General features: G+C 56.1%; 19 protein-coding genes. 10 read left to right on the plus strand and 9 right to left on the minus strand.

From position 1 onward, the window contains the following. The first annotated feature begins 76 nt into the window (after window positions 1-76). Entirely contained in the window at window positions 77-547 is a 471-nt protein-coding gene (locus SIB88_RS19070) for an Lrp/AsnC family transcriptional regulator (RefSeq protein WP_412558812.1), read from the plus strand. 99 nt (window positions 548-646) lie between these two features. Here SIB88_RS19070 and SIB88_RS19075 read toward each other — a convergent pair whose 3' ends face one another. The 5 genes from SIB88_RS19075 to SIB88_RS19095 all read right to left on the minus strand — a co-directional run bounded on the left by SIB88_RS19075 (window position 647) and on the right by SIB88_RS19095 (window position 5837). Further along, entirely contained in the window at window positions 647-1399 is a 753-nt protein-coding gene (locus SIB88_RS19075; protein WP_068516972.1) for an ABC transporter ATP-binding protein, read from the minus strand. Next, window positions 1396-2157 carry an ABC transporter ATP-binding protein gene (locus SIB88_RS19080; RefSeq protein ID WP_101247124.1) on the minus strand — a complete coding sequence of 254 codons (762 nt, stop codon included), beginning with the start codon at window positions 2155-2157 and terminating at the stop codon, window positions 1396-1398. The genes SIB88_RS19075 and SIB88_RS19080 overlap by 4 nt, the downstream gene beginning before the upstream one ends. Window positions 2158-2160: 3 nt before the next feature. After that, entirely contained in the window at window positions 2161-3339 is a 1179-nt protein-coding gene (locus SIB88_RS19085; protein WP_412558813.1) for a branched-chain amino acid ABC transporter permease, read from the minus strand. Between the two features lies 1 nt (window position 3340). Then, window positions 3341-4357: a branched-chain amino acid ABC transporter permease gene (locus tag SIB88_RS19090; RefSeq protein WP_068516975.1), complete on the minus strand. Its 1017-nt coding sequence runs from the start codon at window positions 4355-4357 to the stop codon at window positions 3341-3343. 118 nt (window positions 4358-4475) lie between these two features. Further along, the gene (locus tag SIB88_RS19095) at window positions 4476-5837 is read right to left on the minus strand and encodes an ABC transporter substrate-binding protein (protein WP_114113046.1); all 1362 of its coding nucleotides are present in this window, start codon (window positions 5835-5837) and stop codon (window positions 4476-4478) included. A 201-nt stretch (window positions 5838-6038) separates the two neighbouring features. Between SIB88_RS19095 and SIB88_RS19100 the strand changes: the two genes are divergently transcribed. The 4 genes from SIB88_RS19100 (at window position 6039) to SIB88_RS19115 (ending at window position 11220) form a co-directional block, all read left to right on the plus strand. Then, window positions 6039-7619 (plus strand): helix-turn-helix domain-containing protein, encoded by a 1581-nt coding sequence (locus tag SIB88_RS19100; protein WP_228194464.1) that lies wholly within the window; start codon window positions 6039-6041, stop codon window positions 7617-7619. A gap of 163 nt (window positions 7620-7782) precedes the next feature. Further along, on the plus strand, window positions 7783-8166 hold the full coding sequence (locus SIB88_RS19105) for a response regulator transcription factor (protein WP_369813515.1): 384 nt from the start codon (window positions 7783-7785) through the stop codon (window positions 8164-8166). A 91-nt stretch (window positions 8167-8257) separates the two neighbouring features. Continuing rightward, window positions 8258-8437 carry a hypothetical protein gene (locus tag SIB88_RS19110; RefSeq protein WP_068516978.1) on the plus strand — a complete coding sequence of 60 codons (180 nt, stop codon included), beginning with the start codon at window positions 8258-8260 and terminating at the stop codon, window positions 8435-8437. Between the two features lie 2 nt (window positions 8438-8439). Next, window positions 8440-11220 (plus strand): ATP-binding protein, encoded by a 2781-nt coding sequence (locus SIB88_RS19115; protein WP_412558814.1) that lies wholly within the window; start codon window positions 8440-8442, stop codon window positions 11218-11220. 29 nt (window positions 11221-11249) lie between these two features. Here SIB88_RS19115 and SIB88_RS19120 read toward each other — a convergent pair whose 3' ends face one another. The 3 genes from SIB88_RS19120 to SIB88_RS19130 form a co-directional block, all read right to left on the minus strand. Next, window positions 11250-12431, minus strand: a complete 1182-nt coding sequence (locus SIB88_RS19120) for a CmpA/NrtA family ABC transporter substrate-binding protein (RefSeq protein WP_068516980.1) — start codon at window positions 12429-12431, stop codon at window positions 11250-11252. Window positions 12432-12434: 3 nt separating this feature from the next. After that, the gene (locus SIB88_RS19125; RefSeq protein WP_068516981.1) at window positions 12435-13025 is read right to left on the minus strand and encodes an ANTAR domain-containing response regulator; all 591 of its coding nucleotides are present in this window, start codon (window positions 13023-13025) and stop codon (window positions 12435-12437) included. A 137-nt stretch (window positions 13026-13162) separates the two neighbouring features. Continuing rightward, on the minus strand, window positions 13163-14470 hold the full coding sequence (locus SIB88_RS19130; RefSeq protein ID WP_250284980.1) for a NarK family nitrate/nitrite MFS transporter: 1308 nt from the start codon (window positions 14468-14470) through the stop codon (window positions 13163-13165). Window positions 14471-15247: 777 nt separating this feature from the next. Here SIB88_RS19130 and nirB point away from each other — a divergent pair. Genes nirB through SIB88_RS19150 form a run of 4 tightly spaced genes read left to right on the plus strand, consistent with a single transcriptional unit; the run spans window position 15248 to window position 21755 of the window. Further along, window positions 15248-17719, plus strand: a complete 2472-nt coding sequence (gene nirB, locus SIB88_RS19135) for a nitrite reductase large subunit NirB (protein ID WP_412558815.1) — start codon at window positions 15248-15250, stop codon at window positions 17717-17719. A 5-nt stretch (window positions 17720-17724) separates the two neighbouring features. Then, entirely contained in the window at window positions 17725-18075 is a 351-nt protein-coding gene (gene nirD, locus SIB88_RS19140; RefSeq protein ID WP_068516984.1) for a nitrite reductase small subunit NirD, read from the plus strand. Beyond that, on the plus strand, window positions 18065-20773 hold the full coding sequence (locus tag SIB88_RS19145) for a molybdopterin-dependent oxidoreductase (protein ID WP_412558816.1): 2709 nt from the start codon (window positions 18065-18067) through the stop codon (window positions 20771-20773). The genes nirD and SIB88_RS19145 overlap by 11 nt, the downstream gene beginning before the upstream one ends. Beyond that, window positions 20745-21755, plus strand: a complete 1011-nt coding sequence (locus SIB88_RS19150; protein ID WP_412558817.1) for a siroheme synthase — start codon at window positions 20745-20747, stop codon at window positions 21753-21755. Before SIB88_RS19145 ends, SIB88_RS19150 begins: the two co-directional genes overlap by 29 nt. 116 nt (window positions 21756-21871) lie before the next feature. Here SIB88_RS19150 and SIB88_RS19155 read toward each other — a convergent pair whose 3' ends face one another. Continuing rightward, window positions 21872-23371, minus strand: coding sequence for a CoA-acylating methylmalonate-semialdehyde dehydrogenase (locus SIB88_RS19155; protein ID WP_114113052.1), 1500 nt, complete (start codon window positions 23369-23371; stop codon window positions 21872-21874). 152 nt (window positions 23372-23523) lie between these two features. On the opposite strand from SIB88_RS19155, the gene SIB88_RS19160 reads away from it, so the two are divergent. Further along, a complete protein-coding gene (locus tag SIB88_RS19160) occupies window positions 23524-24411 on the plus strand; it encodes a LysR family transcriptional regulator (protein WP_206928156.1) in 888 nt (295 codons plus the stop codon). Window positions 24412-24457 lie beyond the last annotated feature (46 nt).

Genomic DNA, 24457 nt, shown 5'->3' on the forward strand with positions numbered 1-24457 from the left:
CGTGCATGCATTTTGGGTTGATTTCCGCCATTGAATGCACACATCATGCATAATTACGGAAATAGGCGCGGACACCATGCAACTTGATCGACTTGACCTTAAACTGCTTGCGGAATTGCAGCGCGACGGGCGTCTGACCAACAACGATCTGTCGGAACGGATCGGGCTATCGCCGTCGCAATGTTCGCGCCGTCGTGCCCGGCTTGAAGAAGACAAGGTCATTCGCGGATATCGTGCCGATATCGACCGTCAGAAGATGGGTCTGGGGTTGCTGGTGGTGATTTCGGTGACCCTTGCCACCCATAACCGCGACAATGCCAAACGGTTTGCCCGCCTTCTGGCCGATTTACCCGAAGTCCTTGAAGCATTTTCCCTGACCGGGGAAATGGATTATCACCTGAAAGTCGCGACCAAAGACCTGGCAGCACTGTCGCATTTCGTCAACGAGGTGCTGCTGCCCCATGATTCCGTGCAACATGTCAAAACATCGATTGTTTTAAACGTGTTAAAGGATTTCGAAGGACTGGCCGTCAGCCCCGATATTTAGGATCAAAATGGCAAAGGCCGCACCTGCTGGCGCGGCCTTACCTGTCCCGAAGCCCCCCTTACAACAAAGCCTCGGCGACACCCCCCTATTTTTCGGAAATCAGATGGCCAGATACTGGTCACGCAATTCCGCATCATCAAGAACAGCCTGGGCGGTTCCGTCAAAGACGATTTCGCCGCTATCCATGATGATGGCGCGATCGGCAAGTTTCAGGGCCGCGATCGCATTCTGTTCAACGATGATGGTGGTGATGCCCAGTTTCTTGACGTTTTGAAGCGTCTTTTCGATTTCCTGAACAATCACCGGTGCCAGACCTTCGTACGGTTCATCAAGCAGCAATATCTTGATATCGCGTGCCAAAGCCCGCCCGATCGCCAGCATCTGCTGTTCACCACCCGAAAGCGTGATGGCTTCCTGTTCCGCCCTTTCGCCAAGGCGCGGGAACAGCTCATAGATGCGTTCGACCGACCAGCCGATCGGTTCGGCAATCTGGGCCAGCTCAAGATTTTGCTGAACCGTCATGCCCGGAATGATCCGGCGGTCTTCGGGGACAAGCTGCAATCCGAGACGGGCGGCCTGCCACGCCTTCATGGTGTGCAATGGCTGATGATCAAGCCAGATTTCCCCATGTTTGACTTCCGGGTCCGACATGCGGGCCAGCGCACGCAGGGTCGATGTTTTTCCCGCCCCGTTTCGGCCAAGAAGAGCCAGAATTTCGCCTTCGCGGATGTCAAAGGACACCCCCTGAACGATATAGCTTTCACCATAATAGGCATGCAGGTCATAGACCGAGAAAAAGGCCGGGTCGCCGCCCTGTTTGCGGACAGGTTCCTGTTTTGGCAGCGCGTTCATACTGCTTCCCCTCCGAGATAGGCTTCTTTTACTCTGGGATCATTGCGGACTTCTTCTGGCGTGCCTTCGCAAATGATCGCCCCCTGTGCCAGCACACTGATGCGATCAGCCAGACTGAAGACAACATGCATGTCATGTTCAATGATCACTTTGGTCATGCCGCGTTCCTTGATCCGTTTGAGCAGATCAATCGTGCGGTTGGTATCATGACGTGACATGCCCGCCGTCGGCTCATCAAGCAGGAACAGCTTGGGATGCTGTCCCAGACACATGGCCAGTTCGAGACGCCGTTTGTCACCGCGCGACATCGATCCCGCGACATTGTCCTTTTGCGAAATCAGCCCGACATCTTCCAGCAGATGTTCGGCATGTTCGCGGATCTCGTTTTCGGCAAACAGGCTTTTGAGGAAGCCCAGCTTGAACTCGCCATCGCGCTTGGCAAAGGCGGGAACCATCACATTTTGCAAAAGCGAGAGTTCCGGGAAAATTTCCGGGGTCTGGAACACACGCGCCACACCAAGCTGGTTGATTTCGTGAGGCTGCTTGCCGGTCAGAACCTGATCGCCAAGCAGAACCCGCCCGCGATTGGGGGCAAGACGCCCGACAATCACGTTCAGCAAGGTCGATTTCCCGGCACCGTTCGGTCCGATAATGGCGTGAACCGTGCCTTCCTTGACCCGAAGATTGATGTCGGAAAGCGCACGCAAACCGCCAAAATTCTTGTCTACATCGGTTACATCAAGAATGTATTCAGACATTGATCAGATCTCCCCCGCCGATGCTTGTTCTTTTTCTTTGTTTTCATGTGCGCCGGATTTCGGTTCGGCCTTGTTGCGGTTGGTGAGCAGTCGTGCAAGACGGCTGATGCCTTCCATGATGCCACCAGGCAGGAAGATCACGATCAGCATAAAGACCAGACCAAGGGTCAGGTGCCAGCCTTCGCCAACGAACAACCCGACCACAGCCGCAACCGGATGCGCCAGCCAGTCCGGCAGGAACGAAAAGGCATTCAGAAGCACCGTCTCGTTAAAGGCCGAGAAGATGTTTTCGAAATACTTGATGATACCCGCACCAAGCAGCGGACCGATCAGGGTGCCGACGCCGCCAAGAATGGTGATCAGAACCACCTCGCCCGAGGCCGTCCACTGCATGCGTTCCGCACCGGCAAGGGGATCGGTCACCGCCAGAAGGGACCCGGCAAGCCCGGCATACATCCCCGAAATGACAAAGGCCGTCATCAGATAGGGTCGGGTATTGTACCCGGTATAACCCATGCGGTTCTGGTTGGACTTGATCGCGCGCAGTTTAAGCCCGAAGGGCGAACGGAAAATGCGCAGATAGATAAAGAACGAAATCAGCATCAGGGCCGCACAGATATAAAAACCCGAATAGCCGATCCCTTCGATCCCGAACAGGTTCGGGGTCGGAAGCGACGCATCGGCTTCGATCCCGGCCATCCGGTCGAGAACACGCGCATCACCCTGGGTCAATTGCAGACCGGTTTCACCATTGGTGATCGGGGTCAGCACCGAATAGGCCAGGTTATAGGACATCTGCGCAAAGGCCAGCGTCAGGATCGAGAAGTAAATCCCCGACCGGCGCAAGCTGACAAACCCGATGGCAAGAGCAAACAGACCCGACAGAATGGTGCCAAAGATCAAAGCCGGAATGACATTCATCGATAGCAGCTTGAACGACCAGACAGCGGTGTAGGACCCCACCCCGAGAAAGGCCGCATGCCCGAATGACAGATAACCGGTCAACCCGAACAGAATGTTATAACCGATGGCAAAAATGCCAAAGATCATGAATTTCTGCATCAGATCGGGATAGGCCGCACCAAATGGCTGCAACCAGATCGGCATGGTCAGGACCACCACCGACAGGATCGCCATGTAAAGAAGGTCCTGCTTGGGGGAGACGATTTTTGTGTTTGTCATTTTAGCTCTCCATCACGCCCCGACGACCCATCAGACCACGCGGGCGGGTCAGCAGAATGACGACGGCAACAAGGTAAATGATGATCTGGTCAATGCCCGGGAAGATGTCTTTCACCTCGGTCATGGACGAGAAGGATTGCAGAATGCCAAGCAGGAAGCCTGCAAGCACCGCACCGGGCAAGGAGCCCATACCCCCGACAACCACCACAACAAATGACAGCACAAGGAAGTCCATGCCCAGATGATAATCCGGGGGCAGGACAGGCGTGTACATCACCCCGGCAAGACCGGCGACCACCGCCGCGATGCCAAACACAATCGTAAATCGCCGTTCGATATTGATGCCAAGAAGTTCGACCGTTTCGCGGTCTGCCATGCCCGCACGCACCACCATCCCATAGGTGGTAAAATGCAGGAACGAAAAGACAAGCCCGATGGTCAGAAGCGAGAAGGCCAGATAAATCAGACGCCACCAAGGATAGACAACCGACTCACCCAATCCGAAAACCGCACCGATTGCCGCAGAACCCGCCACAATATCCGGGGCACCTTGCGGGATCGGGTTGGCCCCGAAAAAGGATTTGACCAGTTCCTGCAACACAATGGCCAGACCAAAGGTCACAAGGATCTGTTCGGCGTGCGGACGCTTGTAGAAATACCGGATCAGACTGCGTTCCATCACAATACCGATCAACAGCATCACGGGTATCGCCAGTATGATCGAAAGCGGCACGGACCAGTCAATGATTGCCTTGCCGGTTTCACCGAACCAGACTTCGAGATAAGGGGTTTCCTTATAGGCATCAAAGAAGGTCACGGACTCATCCTTGACCCGCACAGACAAGGTCAGGATTTTTTCGAGCGTAACAGCACAAAAGGCGCCCATCATGAAAATGGCGCCATGGGCAAAGTTCACCACGCCAAGCGTGCCGAACACCAAAGTCAGGCCAAGTGCAATCAGCGCATAGGCCCCGCCCTTGTCCAGACCGTTGAGAATTTGAAGAAATATAGCGTCCATCAGTTATCCGCCGCGTATTCGTAAAGGACTTAATGAAAAGACCGTTGGGACATCTTGAGGGGCAAAATGGGCCGACCACTGGGAAATGGCCGGCCCTGCTTGCATCACTTGGGCTGTATCAGACCTGATACGGGCCAAGCTCCCCACCGAACATGTCGGCCGGATACTCAACCTGCGAACGCGGTACCTGTTTGACGACTTCAAGAAGGTCAAAGTTGGACTGCGGTTCCTGTTTACCACGCACCACAAGAACATCCTTGAAGCACTGGTGATCTTCCGCACGATACAGGGTCGGGCCATTGCCCGCGCCATCGAACTCGAACCCTTCGAGCTGCTTGATGACTTCCCAGGGTGCAAACGTGCCGGCCATTTCACAGGCGTTTGCATAAAGCAGCGTCTGGACATAGCAGGTGTGTGCAGCCTGGGACGGCGGGAAGCCGTATTCCTGACCGAAGGATTTGACAAAGGCCTGCGACCCCGGATCGGTCAGCGACCAGTGCCAGTTGGTGGTCCCCAGAATGCCCTTCGCGGCATCACCGGCACCCTGTGCCATCAGGCGCGAATACAGCGGAACAACGATTTCGAAGTTCTTGCCATTGACCTGTTTGTCACGCAGACCGAACTGAACCGCCTGGGTCAGGGAGTTGACCATGTCCTTGCCATAGTGGTTCAGGATCAGAACATCTGCACCCGAGTTCAGAACCGGCGTGATATACTGCGAGAAGTCACCCGCACCAACCGGGGTCCGGACGGTGTTGACGGTTTCCCAACCGATATTCTCGGTCGCGGCCTTGATCGATTCTTCCTGGGTCCAGCCCCAGGTATAATCTGCCGTCAGGTGATAGGCGCGGCGATCGGTGCCATATTCATCCTTGAGCACCGGCGCAATTGCCTGACCGGACATATAAGCGTTGAAGAAGTGGCGGAAGCCATAACGCTTTCTGTCCTTGCCCGTGGTATCGTTGGAGTGGGTAAGACCCGCCATGAAGATGACGCCCATTTCCTGGCAAAGACCCTGAACGGCAATCGCAACACCCGATGACGAACCACCGGTAACCATTGCGACATTGTCTTTTTCGATCATGCGCTTGGCAGATGCACGTGCGGCATCGGACTTGGTCTGGGTATCGCCGGTCACGAACTCGACCTTCTTGCCGAGAATACCGTTTCCTTTGAGTTCAAGCGGCTTGATGGTGTTGAGCATGCCGCCGTCACCTTCACCATTCAGGTGCTTGACTGCAAGCTGATAGGCACGCAATTCGTCAGCGCCTTCGTCGGCATACGGACCGGTCTGCGGTACGTTGAAGCCGAGTTTCACACTGCCTGAACTACCCGGATCGCCACGAAAAGTCTGGGCGTGGGCATTCTTGATGAAATGCATCGGGAACGTGCCACCGATCAGCGCCGCACCGGTCGTCGCAGCTGTCCCCTTCAGGATCGTACGACGAGTTACATTTCGGGTATTTTTAGTCTCCGACATGGTTTTCCTCCCCAATGTCTTGGGATCTGTTTCAGAGAAATCTGAGGTCTGTTTTCTGGTTGGTTTTTTTCACGACCTGTCAAAACAATGGGCACGTTCTGAAAATGAATCAACACTGAGTTGATATATAACGATTTTTTTGTAAATATATTGGCGAGAGAGATGAAAATTTGTAAATTTTGTCAAGATTGAGGTCGCCACATGTCCCGCCAGGCCCCCATCGGACACCGCATTCGCGGCCGCCGCAAAGATATCGGCATGACGCAAAATGCCCTGGCAAAAGCCGCCGGGATTTCGCCGAGCTATCTGAACCTGATTGAACATAACCGCCGGTCAATCGGCGGCGGGTTGCTGATGCGGATCGCAGCCGTTCTGGACATCCATCCCCACACCCTGTCGGGATCGGAAGAAGGCCGCCTGCTTGCAGATCTGAGCGAAGCCGCATCCGATCCGGTTTTTTACAATACCCCGATCGAAAGCCGCGAATTCCCCGCTATGATTGCAGCCGCACCGGGAATGATCAGCGCGTTTCTTGCCCTGTACCGCGCCTATCGCAGCGGCCTTGACGAGGTCGACGCCCTGTCGGAACGCCTGAGCCACGATCCGTTCCTGACCGAGGCCAGCCATTCGATCCTGACGCGGATCACATCGATCCGCACGGTTGCCGAGATTTTTGATGATTATGACAACCTGTCACCGCAACAGCGCGCCCGGTTCAACGCGACACTGGTCAAGGAATCCCATCGGCTGGCGGAATCCGCGACCGAGATCTTCAACTTTCTTGAACGCGGAAATGCCGGGCGCCCGGCCAACAACCCGGCCGAAGAAGTCGATGATCTGCTTTATGACAATGCCAACTACTTTCCAGCCCTTGAAGACAGTGCCGCAAGGCTGCGCCCCGAGATTGATCCCGATGGCGGGCTTTATCTGACCGATCTGATCAACTACCTTGAAAGTGCGCATAATATCCGGGTCGAACGTCTGCCATCCGAAGACTTTGCCACCAACGGATATCACTGGGACACAGAACAAAAAACGCTGCGCATTTCGCGCGCGCTTCCGATCACATCGGCCCGGTTTCAGGCCGCCCGCACCATCTGCAAACTTGAAGCAGGTGATACGGTCAATGCGGTTCTTGCCACCGCCAATATCAGCAGCGAAGCCGGACGCATGCGCGCCTATGAGGCGTTGATATCCTATTGCGCGGCGGCACTTATCCTGCCCTATGATGCGTTTCTGGCCGATGCGCACGATCTGCGCCACGATATCGAATTGCTTCAGCAACGCTATGCGGCAAGCTGGGAGCAAATCTGTCACCGGCTGACCACATTGCGACGCCCCGGCGCGGAAGGCGTTCCTTTTCACCTGATCCGCACCGACATTGCCGGCAATATTTCCAAACGGTTTTCGGCGTCCGGCCTGCAATTGCCGCGATATGGCGGCGCCTGCCCGCGATGGGCCGTGCATGAGGCATATCTGGCCCCGGAACGGGTGATTTCGCAATTCGTGCGCCTGCCTGACAACAGCGAATATCTGTTTGTGGCCCGAGCCTTGCGCACCGGGGCTGGCGGCTATGGCACGCCGCAATCGGTTCATTCGGTCATGATCGGCTGCGACACGGCATTTGCCAATGAAGTGATCTATGCCGATGCCTTGCCGCTTGAACGTCCGGAATCGGCCGTTCCGGTCGGCATTGCCTGTCGCCAGTGCCCGCGTGAAGATTGCGCACAGCGCGCCTATGAAATGTCAGACACCGCCGATGGCCGGTCCAGTCGGGCGTAATGGCGCGCACAGTCGGTACCGCGGGTTGTTTTCACCGGCATTTTGCCGGCTGGCAACCGCACAAACCCGCCAGATTTGCCCCCACCCAAAGTAGCATTATAATTCCTTAAATTAACAGATAGGATTACCATCATAAGAATCAGAAAAATCGGGGAGAATGTCCTTGAATGAGAGACCAAAGGTCCTGATTGCTGAAGATGAGGAAACCATTGTCGAATCCCTAAGCTTTCTTATGGAAAAGGAAGGCTATGACGTGCGTGTGGCCACCGACGGCCAGACCGCGATTTCCATGATCGCCCGCGATGCGCCAGACATGGTTTTGCTTGATGTCATGATGCCCGGCTGTGACGGGTTCGAAGTCGTGCGCGCGGTGCGCAGCGATGCCAATACCAAACTGATCCCGATCATGATGCTGACAGCCAAGACCCGCGAAGTCGACCGGCGCAAGGGGCTGGAACTTGGCGTTGACGATTTTGTCACCAAGCCGTTTTCGACCCGCGATGTGGTGTCGCGGGTGCGCGCCCTGCTTGAACGGGCAGATAACTGAAAACACCGCATAAAGACCGTTTTCCGACCGACAATCAGGAGACATTCCCATCACGCCACCCCGCAGACTGACAGAACGTGCGCTTGCCCTGATGCTGGTCGCCCTGTTTCTCTGGATACCGCCACTTGTCGGGATGTTTTCCCTTGATGGCATGGTATTCGGGTTGCCGATCCTGTTTGTCTATTTCTTTGCCGGCTGGGGAATTCTGATCATATTTTGCGCGCTTTTGACGCGCGCCCTGCGCAACGCGGCACAATCCGAGGGGCGATAAAAATGCTGTCCTCGGAACTGGTGATTTTCGTTTCGCTGTTTTATGTCGGGCTGCTTTACACCATTGCCTGGTGGGGCGACAAACGGGCCCGTGATGGCCATTCCTGGGTCCGGAACCCGACGGTCTATACCCTGTCGATTGCGGTTTACTGCACATCCTGGACATTTTATGGCGCGGTCGGAACGGCGGCGCGCAACGGGCTGGAATATCTGACGATCTATCTTGGTCCGACGGTGATTTTCCTGGGCTGGTGGTTTTTGTTGCGCAAGATGCTGCGCATTTCCAAGGCCCATCGCATCACCTCCATCGCCGACTTCATTTCATCGCGTTACGGCAAAAGCACCCAGCTTTCCGTGCTTGTCACCTTGATCGCGGCTGTCGGCACCACGCCCTATATCGCGCTTCAGCTCAAGGCGATTGCAACCAGCTATACGGTTTTGACCGTCTGGGACCATGGTATGGTCGAAACCGCGCAGCACAGTCTTTCGATCTTTTCCGATAGCGGTTTCTGGGCGGCCCTTGGCCTGGCGCTGTTTGGCATTCTGTTTGGCACGCGTTTTATTGATGCCGATGAACATCACGAAGGCATGGTTGCCGCCATCGCCTTTGAAAGTCTGGTCAAGATGTTCGCCCTTCTGGCGGTCGGTATTTTTGTCTGCTTTGTGATGTATGGCGGGATCGGTGATCTGTTTGCGCAGGCCGCGGCCAATCCCGATACGGCGCAATTGCTGCTTTTGCGCGAAGACAGCGCGCCGCGCTGGTTGACGCTTATGATGCTGTCGATGGCGGCAATCCTGTGCCTGCCCCGCCAGTTTCAGGTGATCATTGTTGAAAATGTCGATGAACGCCATCTTGCCACGGCCAGCTGGGCCTTTCCACTTTATCTGTTGTTGATGAACCTGTTTGTGTTGCCCATCGCCCTTGCCGGGCTTGGCGCCCTGCCCGCCTGGGCGGACCCGGACTTTTTCGTCATTTCCGTGCCATTGTTTGAAAACCAGTCGATGCTGGCACTGCTGGCCTATGTCGGCGGGCTTTCGGCCAGCACAAGCATGGTGATTGTCGCCACCATCGCATTGTCGACCATGGTTTGTAATGACCTGATTGTCCCCGCACTTTTGCGTATCAAGCCGCTGCGCCTGACCGAACGCGATGATCTGACCGGACTTTTGATTTTCATCCGCCGCGCATCGATTGTTGTCGTGGTGTTTTTGGGCTTTGCCTATTACCGGTCGGCGGGGGCCACCGATGCACTGGCAGAAATCGGGCTGATTTCCTTTGCCGCCACCGCGCAATTCATTCCGATCATGATTGGCGGTCTTTACTGGAAAGGCGGCACCAAAACCGGCGCGCAGGTCGGGCTTGTCGTCGGCTTTGCGCTTTGGGGATATACCCTGTTGCTGCCATCCCTTGCCGATAGTGGCTGGATGGACCCGGCCCTGATCCAGAACGGCGCATTCGGGCATCCGTGGTTGCGGCCCGAAAACCTGCTGGGCCTGACCGGATTTGCCCCGCTGACCCATGCGCTGATCTGGTCGATTTCGCTTAATACCGCCTTTTACGTGCTGATCAGCCTGTTCACCCAGCCAAGCGCACTTGAACGTATTCAGGCGACTTTGTTTGTCGATGCCTTTTCACGCAAAGGACAAGACACGGTAATCTGGCGATCATCAGCATCGATTGATGATCTGTATGAACTGGTTGAACGGTTTCTGGGACGCGAACGCGCCTTTCATTCGTTCCGCGAATTCGGCTGGGAAAAAGACACATCCTGGCGCGGCAAAGGCGAAGCAGATGCCGATATGATCGCCTTTACCGAACGATTGCTTGCCGGATCCATCGGGGCAGCATCGGCGCGCGTGATGGTGTCATCGGTTGCCAAGGGCGAAATGGTCAGTCTTGAAGAAGTCCTTGAGATCCTTGAAGAAACATCACATGTGATCGAATATTCCCAGCGGCTTGAACAAAAATCCCATGAACTGGAAAAAGCCGCCGCCGAATTGCGGGCCGCCAATGACCGGCTCAAGGAGCTTGACCGGCTTAAGGATGAATTCCTGACCATGGTCAGCCATGAATTCCGGACACCTTTGACATCGATCCGGTCATTTTCGGAAATTCTGGTCGATACTCCCAACCTTGAACATGACAAGGTCGAACATTTCCTGTCGATCATTGTCCGCGAAAGCGAACGCCTGACCCGCCTGATTGATGACCATCTTGATCTGGCCCGACTTGAAGCCGGACATTCAGACTGGCGCGCAGTTGATGTCGATCCGCGTACCGTACTTGATGAAAGTGTCGAAGCGGTCAAGGGACTGTTTGACAGTCGCGCCGTGCAGCTCACGACCGAGTTTTCACGTCAGTCGGTATTGCTGCATGTTGATCGCGACCGCCTGACACAGGTGTTTATCAATCTTTTGTCCAATGCCGCCAAATTTGCCGATCCCGACCATCCCAGCGTCACGGTACGCGGTGAGGCCATGGATGGCGGATATCTGGTATCGATTACCGATAATGGCCGCGGGGTTGCCCAGACCGAACTTGAAACCATCTTCGACAAGTTTTCGCGCAGCGGCAAATATGCCGATGATCAGCCAAAACCATCCGGGTCGGGCCTTGGACTGGCGATTGCCCGCCATGTTGTCGAACATTGCCAGGGAAAAATATGGGCCGAAAGTCCGCCAGGTCAGGGCGCCACTTTCCGGGTATTCATTCCCGGCCAGATCATGGAGGCCATCGATGCGGTCCGCCCGGGCGTTTTCCGCACGGACAGTTTTGGCACCTGATCCCGAGCCCGTCTTCCCGATAGCGCCGATCAGCTGACCTTTTCCGGATCAAAAACCGTATTATCAAGGAAACTGTCCGGCCCGACAAAGGACCGGTCATCGGCATCATTTGCGCCTTCGACCCGCCAGTCATGTTTGGGCACTGCGACATCAAGATCAGCCACCGCCGCGCGATACAGATCGGGGCGATAAACCTGGCGCACCACGGAATTAAGATCGGAATCCGCAGGCACCTGTCCCCAGCGTTTCATCTGTGTGCCAACCCAGCTTCCCTGCGACAGCCACGGGAAAGTGGCGGTATAGCGATAAAACACATGGCGATCGGGGATATCGGTCGGGGCTTCGCCCGGGCGCAGAACCGGCCGCCCGCCCAGCGACGCCTTAAGAATTTCATAGGGCGCGCCGACATTGGATTCCTCGGACAACATTTGCGCCAGCTCGGAACGGTTGCCCGGCTGATCGGCCCATTCGGCGGCACGCACAAGGGCACGGACAAGACCCGATACCGTTTCCGGGCTGGAATTCACCCAGTCTTCGCGAATGCCCAGAACCTTTTCCGGGCTGCGCGGCCAGATATCATCCTTAAGCGCGACAATCACGCCATCGCCATGAAATACCGCGCGCTGGTTCCAGGGCTCACCGACGCAATAACCATCGACCCAGCCATTGCGCAGACTGTCAAACATGCGCGGCGGGGCAATCACACCGATATTCACGTCCCGATCCGGATCAATCCCGGCCGCCGCCATCCAGTAGCGCAGCTCGTAATTATGGCTGGAGAACGGAAATACCGTCGCAAAGGACATGACCGGCCGACCCGCAGCGCGATCTTCATCAATCACCTTTTTAAGGGCGCGGCCCGAAAGTCCGCGCGGACCATGCATTGCCGCCGGGTCGGCTTCAAGCATGCGCTGATACAGTCTGGTCGAAACCGTGATGGCATTTCCGCCGCGCCCCAATGCCATTGGCACGACAATATGCTGAACCGGGACCCCGCCAAGGCCAAGACGGGCGGCAATCGGGATGCCTGCCAGAAGATGGGCTGCTTCGAACACGCCATAGGACAGCTTGTCGCGAATGGCCGCCCATGACATTTCACGGACCAGTTCCAGATCAATATTTTCCTGCTCGGCAAAGCCCATCGCGCGCGCGACAACCGGTATGGCGCAATCAACAAGCGGGACAAAACCAAGACGAACCTTTTCAGCCATTCCTCAAAACTCCAACTGAAACGCCGTGATGACGCTTTGGGCGATCTCGTAAATCTTGCGATTCTGTTTCATGGCGTTCTTGCGCAACAGCGCATAAGAATCTTCTTCGGACAGGCCTTTTTCCTTCATCAGGATGCCTTTGGCCCGTTCGATCAGTTTGCGTTCATTGAGTTTTGCCTGCGCCTCGTCGCGTTCGCGTCTGAGCTGATCAAAAACATTGAAGCGCGATATCGCCATTTCGACGATGGGACGAATGCGGTCCTGTCGCAGGCCGTCCACCACATAGGCACTGACCCCGGCCGATACGGCTTCCTGGATCATTGAGGCGTCGCTTTGATCAACAAACATCGCGATCGGGCGTGCAATGGCGCGCGACACCTGAAACATCTGTTCAAGCGTGTCACGGTCCGGGTTTTCCAGATCAATAATGATGATATCAGGCGCCAGCGCCTGAATGCGTTCGACCAGATTATGTGACGTCCCGATACGGGCGACGCGGGCATATCCGCTTTCGACCAGGCCACGTTCGACAATGGCTGCGCGATCGGGATTCTCGTCAATTACCAGAATGTTATATTCTTCCAGCTTTACCAAAATTAACTCTAACTCCCTGACAACCCGGGTGGTCGCGTCTCTCTTTTGTTTTTAATTTCCGTCCCGTTTTCGGATCCGGATTGATGTCCGGGATGCGATATCCACCGCATCCCGAAAAGATCTGATTGGCGGAAACCTTATTCCGCCGGTACTGCCTGCGCCGGTGATGACGCGGCCAGGCGTTCGGCCTGTGCGCTTTCAAACCGTGCTTTTTCCTCGGCCTGGGTCGCAGCTGAGAACCGCACCGCCAGGGCCGCGAACGAACAAACGATCACGGCACAGCCCAGATACAGAAGCCCTTCCTGATAGGTAAGTTCTTCGGACTTGAACAGGAAGCCCGCCGCAACCGCACCGGCATTGCCACCGGCACCAACGATACCGGCAACCGAACCCAGTGCCTTGCGATTGACAAACGGTACGATCCCGAAAGTCGCGCCTTCGGACATCTGCACAAACAACGAGAAGACGATCATCACGGCAACCGCAACAGCCAGTGCTTCCATCTGGGAGAAGGCAACAAGTGCCACACCTTCGATGAACAGCGCCATGAACAGGAATTTGACGCGCCCCGAGAGGCCACCCTTGGCGGCAAATTTATCGGAAAACACACCGCCCAGCGTGCGGGCAAAAATGTTCATCAGACCAAACAGACCGGCAATCATGCCCGCCGTTGCCAGCGACAGCTCAAACTTGTCGAAGAAATAGATCGCCGCAATGTTGTTGATGGTCAGCTCAACACCAAAGCAGGCAGCATAGACTAGGAACAATGCCCAGACGCGGTAATCGGAAACCGCGGCCATCATGCCCTTGGCAGCACCGGCGGTATCATCTTCGGGTTTGAGCGCGCCGCTTTTGCGCATCTCGTCATAGTTGCCTTCCGGGCAATCCGTGGTGAAGACCCAGTAAAGAACGGCAACCACCAGCATGATCGCACCCGGGAACACCATCGCCAGACGCCAGCCCATGGTTTCCGCAACCCCGAACCCAAGCACCATGGCAAGGATCAGCGGCATGACCATCTGGGTGACACCACCGCCAAGGTTACCCCAGCCGGCCGTCGTGGCATTTGCCGTACCGACGACATTGGGGGCAAACATCATGGATGTATGATACTGGGTAATCACAAACGATGCCCCGATCGCCCCGATGGCAAGACGCGCCAAAAGGAAGGTTTCATAGCTGTCGGCAAGACCGATCAGCATGACCGGAAGCGACCCCAGAACCAGAAGCCCGGTATAGGTCTTGCGCGGGCCTATCTTGTCGCAAAGCGGCCCGATCAGAAGCCGCACCAGAACCGTGATGGCAACCGATGCAATGATGGTGCTGCCGATTTCGCTTTTGGTAAGTCCAAGATCATCGCGTACCAGCGGCATCAAAGGCGCGATCCCGAACCAGCCAAAGAAGCACAGGAAGAATGAAAGCCAGGTCAGGTGAAAAGTCCGCATCTGAACAGTCTTGAGACTGAAAAGATTTATGCGTGTAGCCTTGTTCTTGATTTCCATAATGTGAAGCCCTTCGTTTAGGTCGCGCAGAGCTTGCGAGATGCTGTGTACGACCGACGGTTTTTCCCCATGGGCCTCTTGCTTCATCTGATGGATTCCGCAGGCGACCCGTCATTCGTATCGGAAAGGCTGCGCGTCCATCGCGCTGCTGCTCCAAACGTCTGATCGTCCGCCGTTGGACGAAGAACTGTGAGCCACCCGTCGTTGGGCCTGCTTTCGTCAAAGCTGCTCACACGGGATGACATGCTGCAAACAGCGCGCCAGTTTTCCCGCGATGCGGGATAAAATTTGCAAATTGCTGGAATCCAATGGTTTTGGACGAACGCGCCTGCAAACAGCGATTTTGAATTTTTGCAAATTTCGAAATTTTGCACATTTTTTAATCTTGTCGATTTTGCGCTGTTTATTTTTTGATCAAATACGATCATTCCCCGCATAACAACTCAACCATCCGGATTGCAATCCCCGTTAAATTACAGACGGTTGCAAGATAATTTTCCCCGTTTCCCATTTTGGCACGGGACTTGAATATATCGGGGTATGAGCGCGGGCAGTGTCGCCTGCGGCTCCGGCCGAAAAGCCGATTGCATATATAAAGAATCCAAAGACGGGTTCACCGGATAACGACGTCCGTTGCGAAATGCCTTTTAAAAGAGCAGGCCGCATCGGGCGTTTTTTTTTGTGCCAACTTCGCATCCCGCGACGAGGAGCCAGAGACAAATGAACCACGTCCCTGCAAACATAAAAGCCGCAAAATCCCGCCTGGTTGTCATTGGCAACGGCATGGCCGGCATGAGAACGGTCGAAGAAATCCTGAACCGCGCACCGGACAAATACGACATCACGGTTTTCGGTGCCGAACCGCGTGTGAACTATAACCGCATCATGCTTTCGCCCCTGCTGTCGGGCGAAAAGAATTTTGACGAAATCGTCATCAACACCCCGGAATGGTATCGCGAAAACAACATCCATCTTTATTCCGGCGACCCGGTTGTTGAAATTGACCGCATCCGCAAGGTCGTCATTTCCAAAAGCGGCACGGAAACCGAATATGACCGCCTGTTGCTGGCCACCGGTTCGGACCCGATCATCATTCCGGTTCCCGGCCACAAACTTTCTGGTGTTGTTACCTTCCGCGATGTCGATGATGTTGACGTCATGCTGGGTGCTGCGGCCAAGGGCGGCCCGGCCGTTGTGATTGGCGGCGGGCTTTTGGGTCTTGAAGCCGCGGTCGGACTTCAGGCACGCGGCATGGATGTGACGGTTTTGCATCTGGCAGGGCACGTCATGGAACGCCAGCTTGATCCGTCTGCGGGTTACCTTTTGGCACAGGAACTTGAACGGCGCGGCATCACTGTAATTACCGAGGCCGACACCGCCGAAATCGTCGGAACGGAAACCGTAACCGGCGTGCGTCTTAAGGACGGACGCATGATCCCGGCTGATCTGGTGGTCATGGCTGTTGGCATTCGCCCCAACGGGCGCCTTGCCGCAGACACCGGCATCGCAGTCGAACGTGGCATTGTCGTTGACGATGTCATGACCACCAGTGATCCGGCGATCTTTGCGGTTGGCGAATGCGTGCAGCATCGCGGCCAGTGCTATGGCCTTGTCGCCCCGCTGTTTGAAATGGCGAAATCCTGTGCCGATCATTTGACCGAGATTGCGACCGATGGCTACGCCGGGTCGGTCACCTCGACCAAGCTTAAGGTCACGGGGGTTGATGTTTTTTCCGCCGGTGATTTTTCAGGTGGCGGCAATACCGAGGAAATCGTGTTCCGCGATGCCGGACGGGGCGTTTACAAACGCATCGTCCTTGAAGACGGCAAGATCAAGGGCGCGGTTCTTTATGGCGATACCACCGATGGTGGCTGGTATTTCCAACTGATGAAAGATGGCGAGGATGTTACGGAACTGCGTGACACCCTTGCCTTTGGTCAGGCGTTTGCCGGGGGATCCGCCGGAAACCCTCTTGACGCCGTTGCAGCCCTGCCAGATGACGCAGAAATTTGTGGCTGTAACGGCGTTTGTAAAGGTTCCATCGTTTCTGCTATCACCGAAAAGGGCCTGACGACCCTTGATGAGGTCAAAGGCCACACCAAGGCATCGGCATCCTGCGGATCATGTGCGGGACTGGTTGAAAACCTGCTTGCCGCAACTCTTGGCGGTGATTATCAGGCCGCAACGGTCAAGCCGATCTGCACCTGCACCGATCATGATCATGACAGCGTGCGCCGCCTGATCATTGCCAAGGGCCTTAAAACCATGCCCGCCATCATGCAGGAACTGGAATGGAAATCATCCGATGGGTGCCATGTTTGCCGCCCGGCATTGAACTATTATCTTCTGGCTGCATGGCCGGGGGAATATGTCGATCATGGCGCATCACGTTTCATCAATGAACGCGTGCATGCCAACATCCAGAAAGACGGCACCTATTCCGTGGTGCCACGCATGTGGGGTGGCCTGACCAACCCGCGCGAACTGCGCGCGATTGCCGATGTCGCCGATAAATTCGACATCCCGACAGTCAAGGTTACCGGCGGTCAGCGCATCGACCTTTTGGGTGTGAAAAAGGAAGACCTTCCGGCGGTTTGGGCCGATCTTAATGCCGCGGGCATGGTATCGGGTCATGCCTATGGCAAGTCGCTTCGGACCGTCAAAACATGCGTCGGACAGGAATGGTGTCGTTTCGGCACCCAGATGTCGATGAGCATGGGGGTCGAACTTGAAAAAATGACCTGGGGATCCTGGATGCCCCACAAGTTCAAAATGGCCGTTTCGGGCTGTCCGCGCAACTGTGCCGAAGCCACCATCAAGGATTTCGGCGTGGTGGCAACCGATGGCGGCTGGGATTTGCATGTTGGCGGCAATGGCGGCATCCATGTCCGCGCGACCGAACTTCTGTGCAAGGTCACAACCGATGAAGAGGTCAAGGAATATTGCGGTGCCTTCATCCAGCTTTACCGCGAAGAGGCCCGTTATCTGGAACGCACCGCACCGTGGATCGAGCGCGTTGGCCTGAAACATGTTCAGGAACGGGTTGTGGATGATGCCGAAAATCGCAAGGCCCTGTTTGATCGATTCATGATCAGTCAGCAAACCGCCCAGAAAGACCCATGGGCCGAACGCGCATCCGAGGGCGTTGACGCCCACGAATTCAAACCCCTTTCGATGGTCGCAGCGGAGTAAGACAGATGACGAACAATCTGACCTGGGTAGAAGTCGGACCCGCTGCCAATATCCCGCAGCAAGGCGCGCGTACCCTGCAAACCCAAACCGATCGCATCGCGATTTTCAGAACCCTTGATGATCAGATCTTTGCCCTGCTTGATCGCTGCCCGCACAAGCAAGGCCCCCTGGCACAAGGCATCGTGCATGGCCATTTCGTCACCTGCCCGCTTCATAACATGGTGTTTTCGCTTGAAACCGGCGAGGCACAGGGCCCCGATGATGGCTGTGCTGCCAAGGTAGAATGCAAGGTCATTGACGGCATGGTGCGGGTTGGCCTGACCGAACTGCAAGCTGGATTGCGCCATGCGGGATGAGGTCAAAACAACCTGCCCCTATTGCGGTGTTGGCTGTGGCCTGATCATTTCGCCAACCCGTGACGGATGGGCTGTCGGCGGCGATCCCGACCACCCCGCAAACCTTGGGCGCATCTGCTCCAAGGGGGCGGCGTTGATCGATACCATCATGGCCGAGACCAAACGCGATTTTCGCCTGCTTGAACCCGAAGTCGATGGCAAACAGGTCGGCTGGAAAACCACCATTGCCGAGACCGCCAATCGCCTGCGCGATACCATTGAAAAACATGGCCCGAAATCGGTGGCCTTTTACGTCTCCGGTCAGCTCCTGACCGAGGATTATTATGTCGCCAACAAACTGATCAAGGGCTTCATCGGGTCACCCCATATCGATACCAATTCAAGGCTTTGCATGGCATCGACCGTGGTCGGGCATAAACGTGCCTTTGGCGCGGATGTGGTGCCCGGATGTTACGAAGACCTTGAAATCGCCGATCTGGTCATTCTGACCGGGTCAAATCTGGCATGGTGCCACCCGGTGCTTAATCAGCGCCTGCGTGCGGCCAGGGAAAAGCACGGCACCAAGATTGTCGTGATTGATCCAAGACGGACGGCAAGTTGCGATATTGCCGATTTGCACCTTGCCATCAAACCGGGCAGCGACGTTGCCCTGTTTAACGGTTTGCTGGCCTGGCTTGACCAGACGGGCAATACCGATCTTCGTTACGTCGCCCGCCATGTCAGCGGCTATGAACAGGCCGTGGCAGAGGCCCGGGCCGACTGCCCGGACATCGAGACAACCGCACAAAAATGCGGGCTCGACCAACAAGACAGCGCCGATGAAACCGGCTCAGGTCTGGGAAAACTGGAAACGTTGTTTAACTGGTTCTCGGCCTTTGATCGTACCGTCACGGTATTTTCACAAGGCGTGAACCAATCATCTAGCGGGTCGGACAAGGTCAATGCGATCCTTAATTGCCATCTGGCAACCGGCCGGGTCGGAAAACCGGGTTCAAGCCCGTTTTCCGTCACCGGCCAACCCAACGCCATGGGCGGACGCGAAGTTGGCGGTCTCGCCAATCAGCTTGCCGCCCATATGAACCCCAATGATCCGGTCGATATTGATCGCGTCAGACGGTTCTGGAAATCCGATGCCCTTGAACCGGGCGAAGGATACAAGGCGGTCGACATGTTCCGCGCCATTGAAACCGGCGAAATCAAGGCCGTCTGGATCATGGCAACCAACCCGGCAGTCAGCCTTCCGGATGCGGATCGTGTGCGCCTTGCCCTGTCACGTTGTCCGCTGGTGATTGCATCCGATGTCGTCAATGACACCGACACATTGCGCCATGCCCATATCAAACTGCCCGCCACCGGATGGGCAGAAAAATCGGGCACCGTCACCAATTCCGAACGGCGCATATCGCGCCAACGCCCGTTCCGCGAGGCCCAGGGCAATGCCAAGCCCGACTGGTGGATCATGACCGAAGTCGCGCGTGCCATGGGATATGGCAAGGCTTTCAAGTACAAGGATCCCGCCGATATCTTTGCCGAACATGCCGCCCTTTCGGAATTTGAAAATGACGGCATGCGGGCCTTTGATATCGGCATCTGGCATAAGGCCAGGAAATCGGCCTATGACGCGATGGAACCGTTTCAATGGCCGGCTTCTCGCAAACATCAACCGGCCAGCGGCTCCCAACGGCTTTATGGTGATGGCATATTCACCACGTCAAGCGGTCGGGCCAAAATGCTGGCAGTTGCGCATATTGCGCCGCAATCCCGAACCAGTCGCGACTTCCCGCTGATTGCCAATAGCGGCCGGTACCGCGATCAATGGCACACCATGACACGCACCGGAACAGCAGCACGTCTTTCGGCCCATCGTCCGGAACCGCTGCTTGAAATCCACCCAAAGGACGCCGCCAAATTCGGGCTTTCGGATGGTGGCATTGCCCGGATCAAAAGCAGCCATGGCGCGTCCCTGATGCGGGTTCTGGTCACAGATGCGCAAATGCCCGGACAGGTTTTCATTCCCATGCACTGGAACGATATCTTTTCGGCAGCAGGCGGGATCGGTCGGCTTTTGCCCCCCAATGTTGATCCCCATTCCGGCCAGCCCGAAAGCAAACATATCCCCGTTGCCCTCGAACCATTTGCCCCGAAATGGCAGGGATTGCTGTTTTCAAGTACCCCGGTTGACCTTGGCAGCCTGCCCTATTGGGTGGCGGCGACCGGGCCGGGCAGCATGATTTATGAAATCGCCGGGTCCGAACCGATGATGTTCAAGTCCCTTTTGCCGATTGCGGCCAATGAGGATGACGAACAGGTCATTGAATATAGCGACAGCAAAAAGGGCGTTCATCGTTATGCCCGATTGAACGGTGATCGCGTTACCGGCGCCCTTTTCATCGGCCCGGACCGCCCGGCCCTTGGCCGTGACTGGGTTTCAAACCTGCTGGCAACCGATCAGGTCGCTCCCCTGGAACGCAATGCCCTTCTGGCCGGGCGGATGCCCGATGCGGGCGCAATCAATGATCGCCTGATCTGTTCATGCTTCTCGGTCGGGCTGGCGGCCATCAGCCGTGCCATTTCTGATCAGAATGCCGTAACCGCCGCCGATATTGGCCGTTTGCTCCAGGCCGGGACCGGGTGCGGTTCGTGCCTGCCGGAAATAAAGGAGATTCTCGATGACGCATTACCGCGCGCCGCAGAATAATCGCGGGCTTACGCCAGATGTTGCTGCCCATGCTGCGACATCTGAAAACTTCGCCTATTTTCCGGCCTTCATACATGTGACCGGCAAAAAGGTATTGGTGCTGGGCGGCGGTGAAGTCGCACTTGGCAAGCTGCGCCTGCTTGTGCGCAGTCAGGCAAAGATCACGGTCGTCGCACCCGAAATCTGCGACGACATTGCCGTGATGGTGGACGAAGGGCGGATCGTTTGGGAAAGCGCGCCCTTCGTCGACACCATGATCAACCGGGCGGTCATGGTATTTGATGCCGCCGATGATCCATATTTGACCGCACGGGTGCAGGCCGCGACCAGACGGCGAAACATCCTTTTGAATGTGGTCGACAAGACCCCGCATTGCGATTTCATCGTGCCGGCAATCCTTGATCGCGCACCGGTAATGATCACGATATCAACCGGCGCCTGCGCCCCGGCGCTTGCACGCATCATCCGGCAGCGCCTTGAAACCGTTCTTCCGGCATCCATGGCACAACTGGCCCGTATTGCCCGCGATGCGCGGCAAAAGGTCGCCGATCACCTTCATGACAATGTGTCACGCCAGCGGTTCTGGACCCATTTTTTCCAGCGCGGATTGCAAGAAACCCCGACCGGCACCCCACGCGACAGCGATATTGACCATGCCCTGCGCCAGTTCGTTCCCGATGGCAGCAGTGCGACCGTCCCCGGCGGGCAGATCATGAATGCCGAAATCCATGCCGATACTGCCTTTGATCTTCCGCACGGCATCGCGCGCGCGATTGAAACCGCCGATATCGTCTTTCACGAAGACCACATTGCGGAAGATATCCTGACGCTTGCCCGGCGCGATGCCACCCTGATCCCGATTGGCTGCATCAGCCTTGATCACGACCCCGACACCAAACGTGACAGCATCGAACAGCAAACCAGAATTTTCGCCCGACAGGGTTTCAATATCGTCACCCTGACCCAGGCGATCACGCACTAGATCATCCTGACGTCCATCCGGTTCACCCTGTGGATTATGGCTCCCCGTATTCCACACAAACTAAAGGCGCGCAAAGTACCCCCTGCGCGCCTTTCTTTTTGCCAGAAGGGCAAAAGTTATTTCATCGTCGGCATGACGAATTCCGCACCTTTGCGAATACCGGTCGGCCAGCGTGAGGTGATGGTTTTCAGTTTGGTGTAGAAACGCACACCTTCGGGACCATGCATGTGATGATCGCCAAACAGCGATGCTTTCCAGCCACCAAACGAATGGAACGCCATCGGAACCGGGATCGGAACGTTAATGCCGACCATACCGGTCTGGGTACGTGCGGCAAATTCACGCGCCGTATCGCCATCACGGGTAAAGATCGCAGTACCGTTGCCATATTCGTGGCTATCGACAAGGTTGGCAGCGGTTTCGTAATCGTCGGCGCGAACAACCGACAGAACCGGGCCAAAGATTTCTTCCTTGTAGATGCTCATATCCGGGGTGACGTCATCAAACAGGGTGCCCCCGACAAAGTAGCCTTCTTCATAGCCCTGGAGCTTTATATCGCGGCCATCAACAACAAGTTTGGCACCTTCTTCGACACCCTTGTTGATATAGCCGACCACCTTGTCACGATGGGCTGCCGTTACCAGCGGCCCCATTTCAGCCGCCGGATCGGTCCCCGGTGCAACGCGCAATTCATTGATGCGCGGAACCAGCTTTTCAATCAGAGTATCTGCCGTTGCCTTGCCAACCGGCACGGCCACCGAAATTGCCATGCAACGTTCGCCAGCCGACCCGTAAGCAGCCCCCATCAGGGCATCGACCGCCTGATCCATGTCGGCGTCCGGCATAATGATCATGTGGTTCTTCGCACCACCAAGGGCCTGACAACGTTTGCCCTGCGCGGTTGCGGTTTCATAGATGTACTTGGCAATCGGGGTCGACCCGACAAAGCTGATCGCGGTGACGTCCGGATCAAACAGAAGCGCATCAACCGCTTCCTTGTCGCCTTGAACAACGTTGAATACGCCATCAGGAAGACCGGCCTCGGTCAGCCATTCCGCCAGCAGAAGGGATGCGGACGGATCACGCTCGGACGGTTTGAGGATAAAGCAGTTACCGCATGCAAGTGCGACCGGGAACATCCACATCGGCACCATGGCCGGGAAGTTGAACGGCGTGATACCGGCAACGATCCCCAAGGGCTGACGCACCGAATGGCTGTCGACCTTGGTGCCGACATTTTCGGTGAATTCACCCTTGAGCAACTGCGGCGCGCCGGTTGCAAATTCGACAACCTCGATCCCGCGGGTGACCTCGCCCAGCGCATCGGACAGAACCTTGCCATGTTCGGCGGTGATTGCCGCGGCCAGTTCTTCGGAACGGTCTTCAAGAATGCCAAGAAACTTGTTGAGGATACGCGAACGGCGAAGTGGTGTGGTGTTGGCCCATTCATCGCGAACAGCTGCCGCCGATTCAACAGCGGCACGTACTTCGGATTTGGATGCAAGATCAACCGTGCCGCTTTGTGCGCCGGTTGCCGGATTAAAGACAGCAGCAGAACGACCGGATTTACCGGCGACGCGCTTGCCATTGATGTAATGGGTGATCTGGGTCGACATGGGGTTCCTCCCGACTAAACCTGATTTCGGATTGCCTGATTTCATCACCGGCAAACTGGACCCATTATGACTATGCACTGCAATGCACATCAATTATCATTCCTGCAAATTCGATGTGCAAAAATTAAAGTCATCAGAGGTCAGTCACCGTAATGGATTGGGATCGCTTCCGCATTTTCCTTGCCGTCGCCAGGCAGGGCCAAATCCTGGCCGCCGCACGCCAGCTTGGCCTGAACCATGCAACGGTCGGACGGCAACTGACCGCCCTTGAGCAGGAACTTGGCACCAAACTGATTGACCGGCGCACCACCGGATCGGAATTGACCACCGCAGGGCGCGAATTGATGGCCGCGGCGGAGGCCGCTGAATCTGCTTTTCTGCGGGCCGGAACCGCTGTTTCGAACCAGTCCGAAGTCATCAGCGGCACGGTCCGGGTTGGTGTGCCCGATGGATTGGGGAACTATTTTCTGGCAAGTGAGTTGGCTCACTTTGCGGCGAATCATCCTGATCTGGTGATCCAGATTGTGCCGCTGCCTCGCACATTTTCCCTGTCACAACGCGAAGCCGACATCGCCATCACCCTTGATCGCCCCAAACAGGGACGGCTGGTGATCAAGAAGCTGACCGACTATACGCTCAGCGTCTATGCCAGCCGGGATTACATTGAGCGTTACGGGGATGTACGGACAGAGGCCGACCTTTCAGATCGGCTGTTTGTCACCCATATCGAAGACCTGATTTACAGCCGTGCACTTGATTATGCTGCCCGGCTTGGCAAATTGATGAAGCGCCGCTTTGAATGCGGCAGCGTGGTCGCCCAGATGGAAGCCGTACGCAACGGACATGGCATCGGCATCCTGCATGATTATGCCACCGATGGTGTGCCTGATCTTGTGCGTTTGCTGCCTGAAATCCGCTTTACCCGCAATTACTGGATGCTTCAGCACCCTGACACCAAAGATACGCGCAGCGTCGCGTCGGTCGCGGAATATATCACGCGGGTTGTCCGCGCAGCGCGCGACCGGTTCGTCATGAGCTAACCCACCAAACCCAAACCCGAACCCAGGGCGACAAACCCGTCCCCAC

The organism is Thalassospira sp. MIT121401 (genome assembly GCF_047125595.1).
GTDB classification, from domain to species: domain Bacteria; phylum Pseudomonadota; class Alphaproteobacteria; order Rhodospirillales; family Thalassospiraceae; genus Thalassospira; species Thalassospira povalilytica.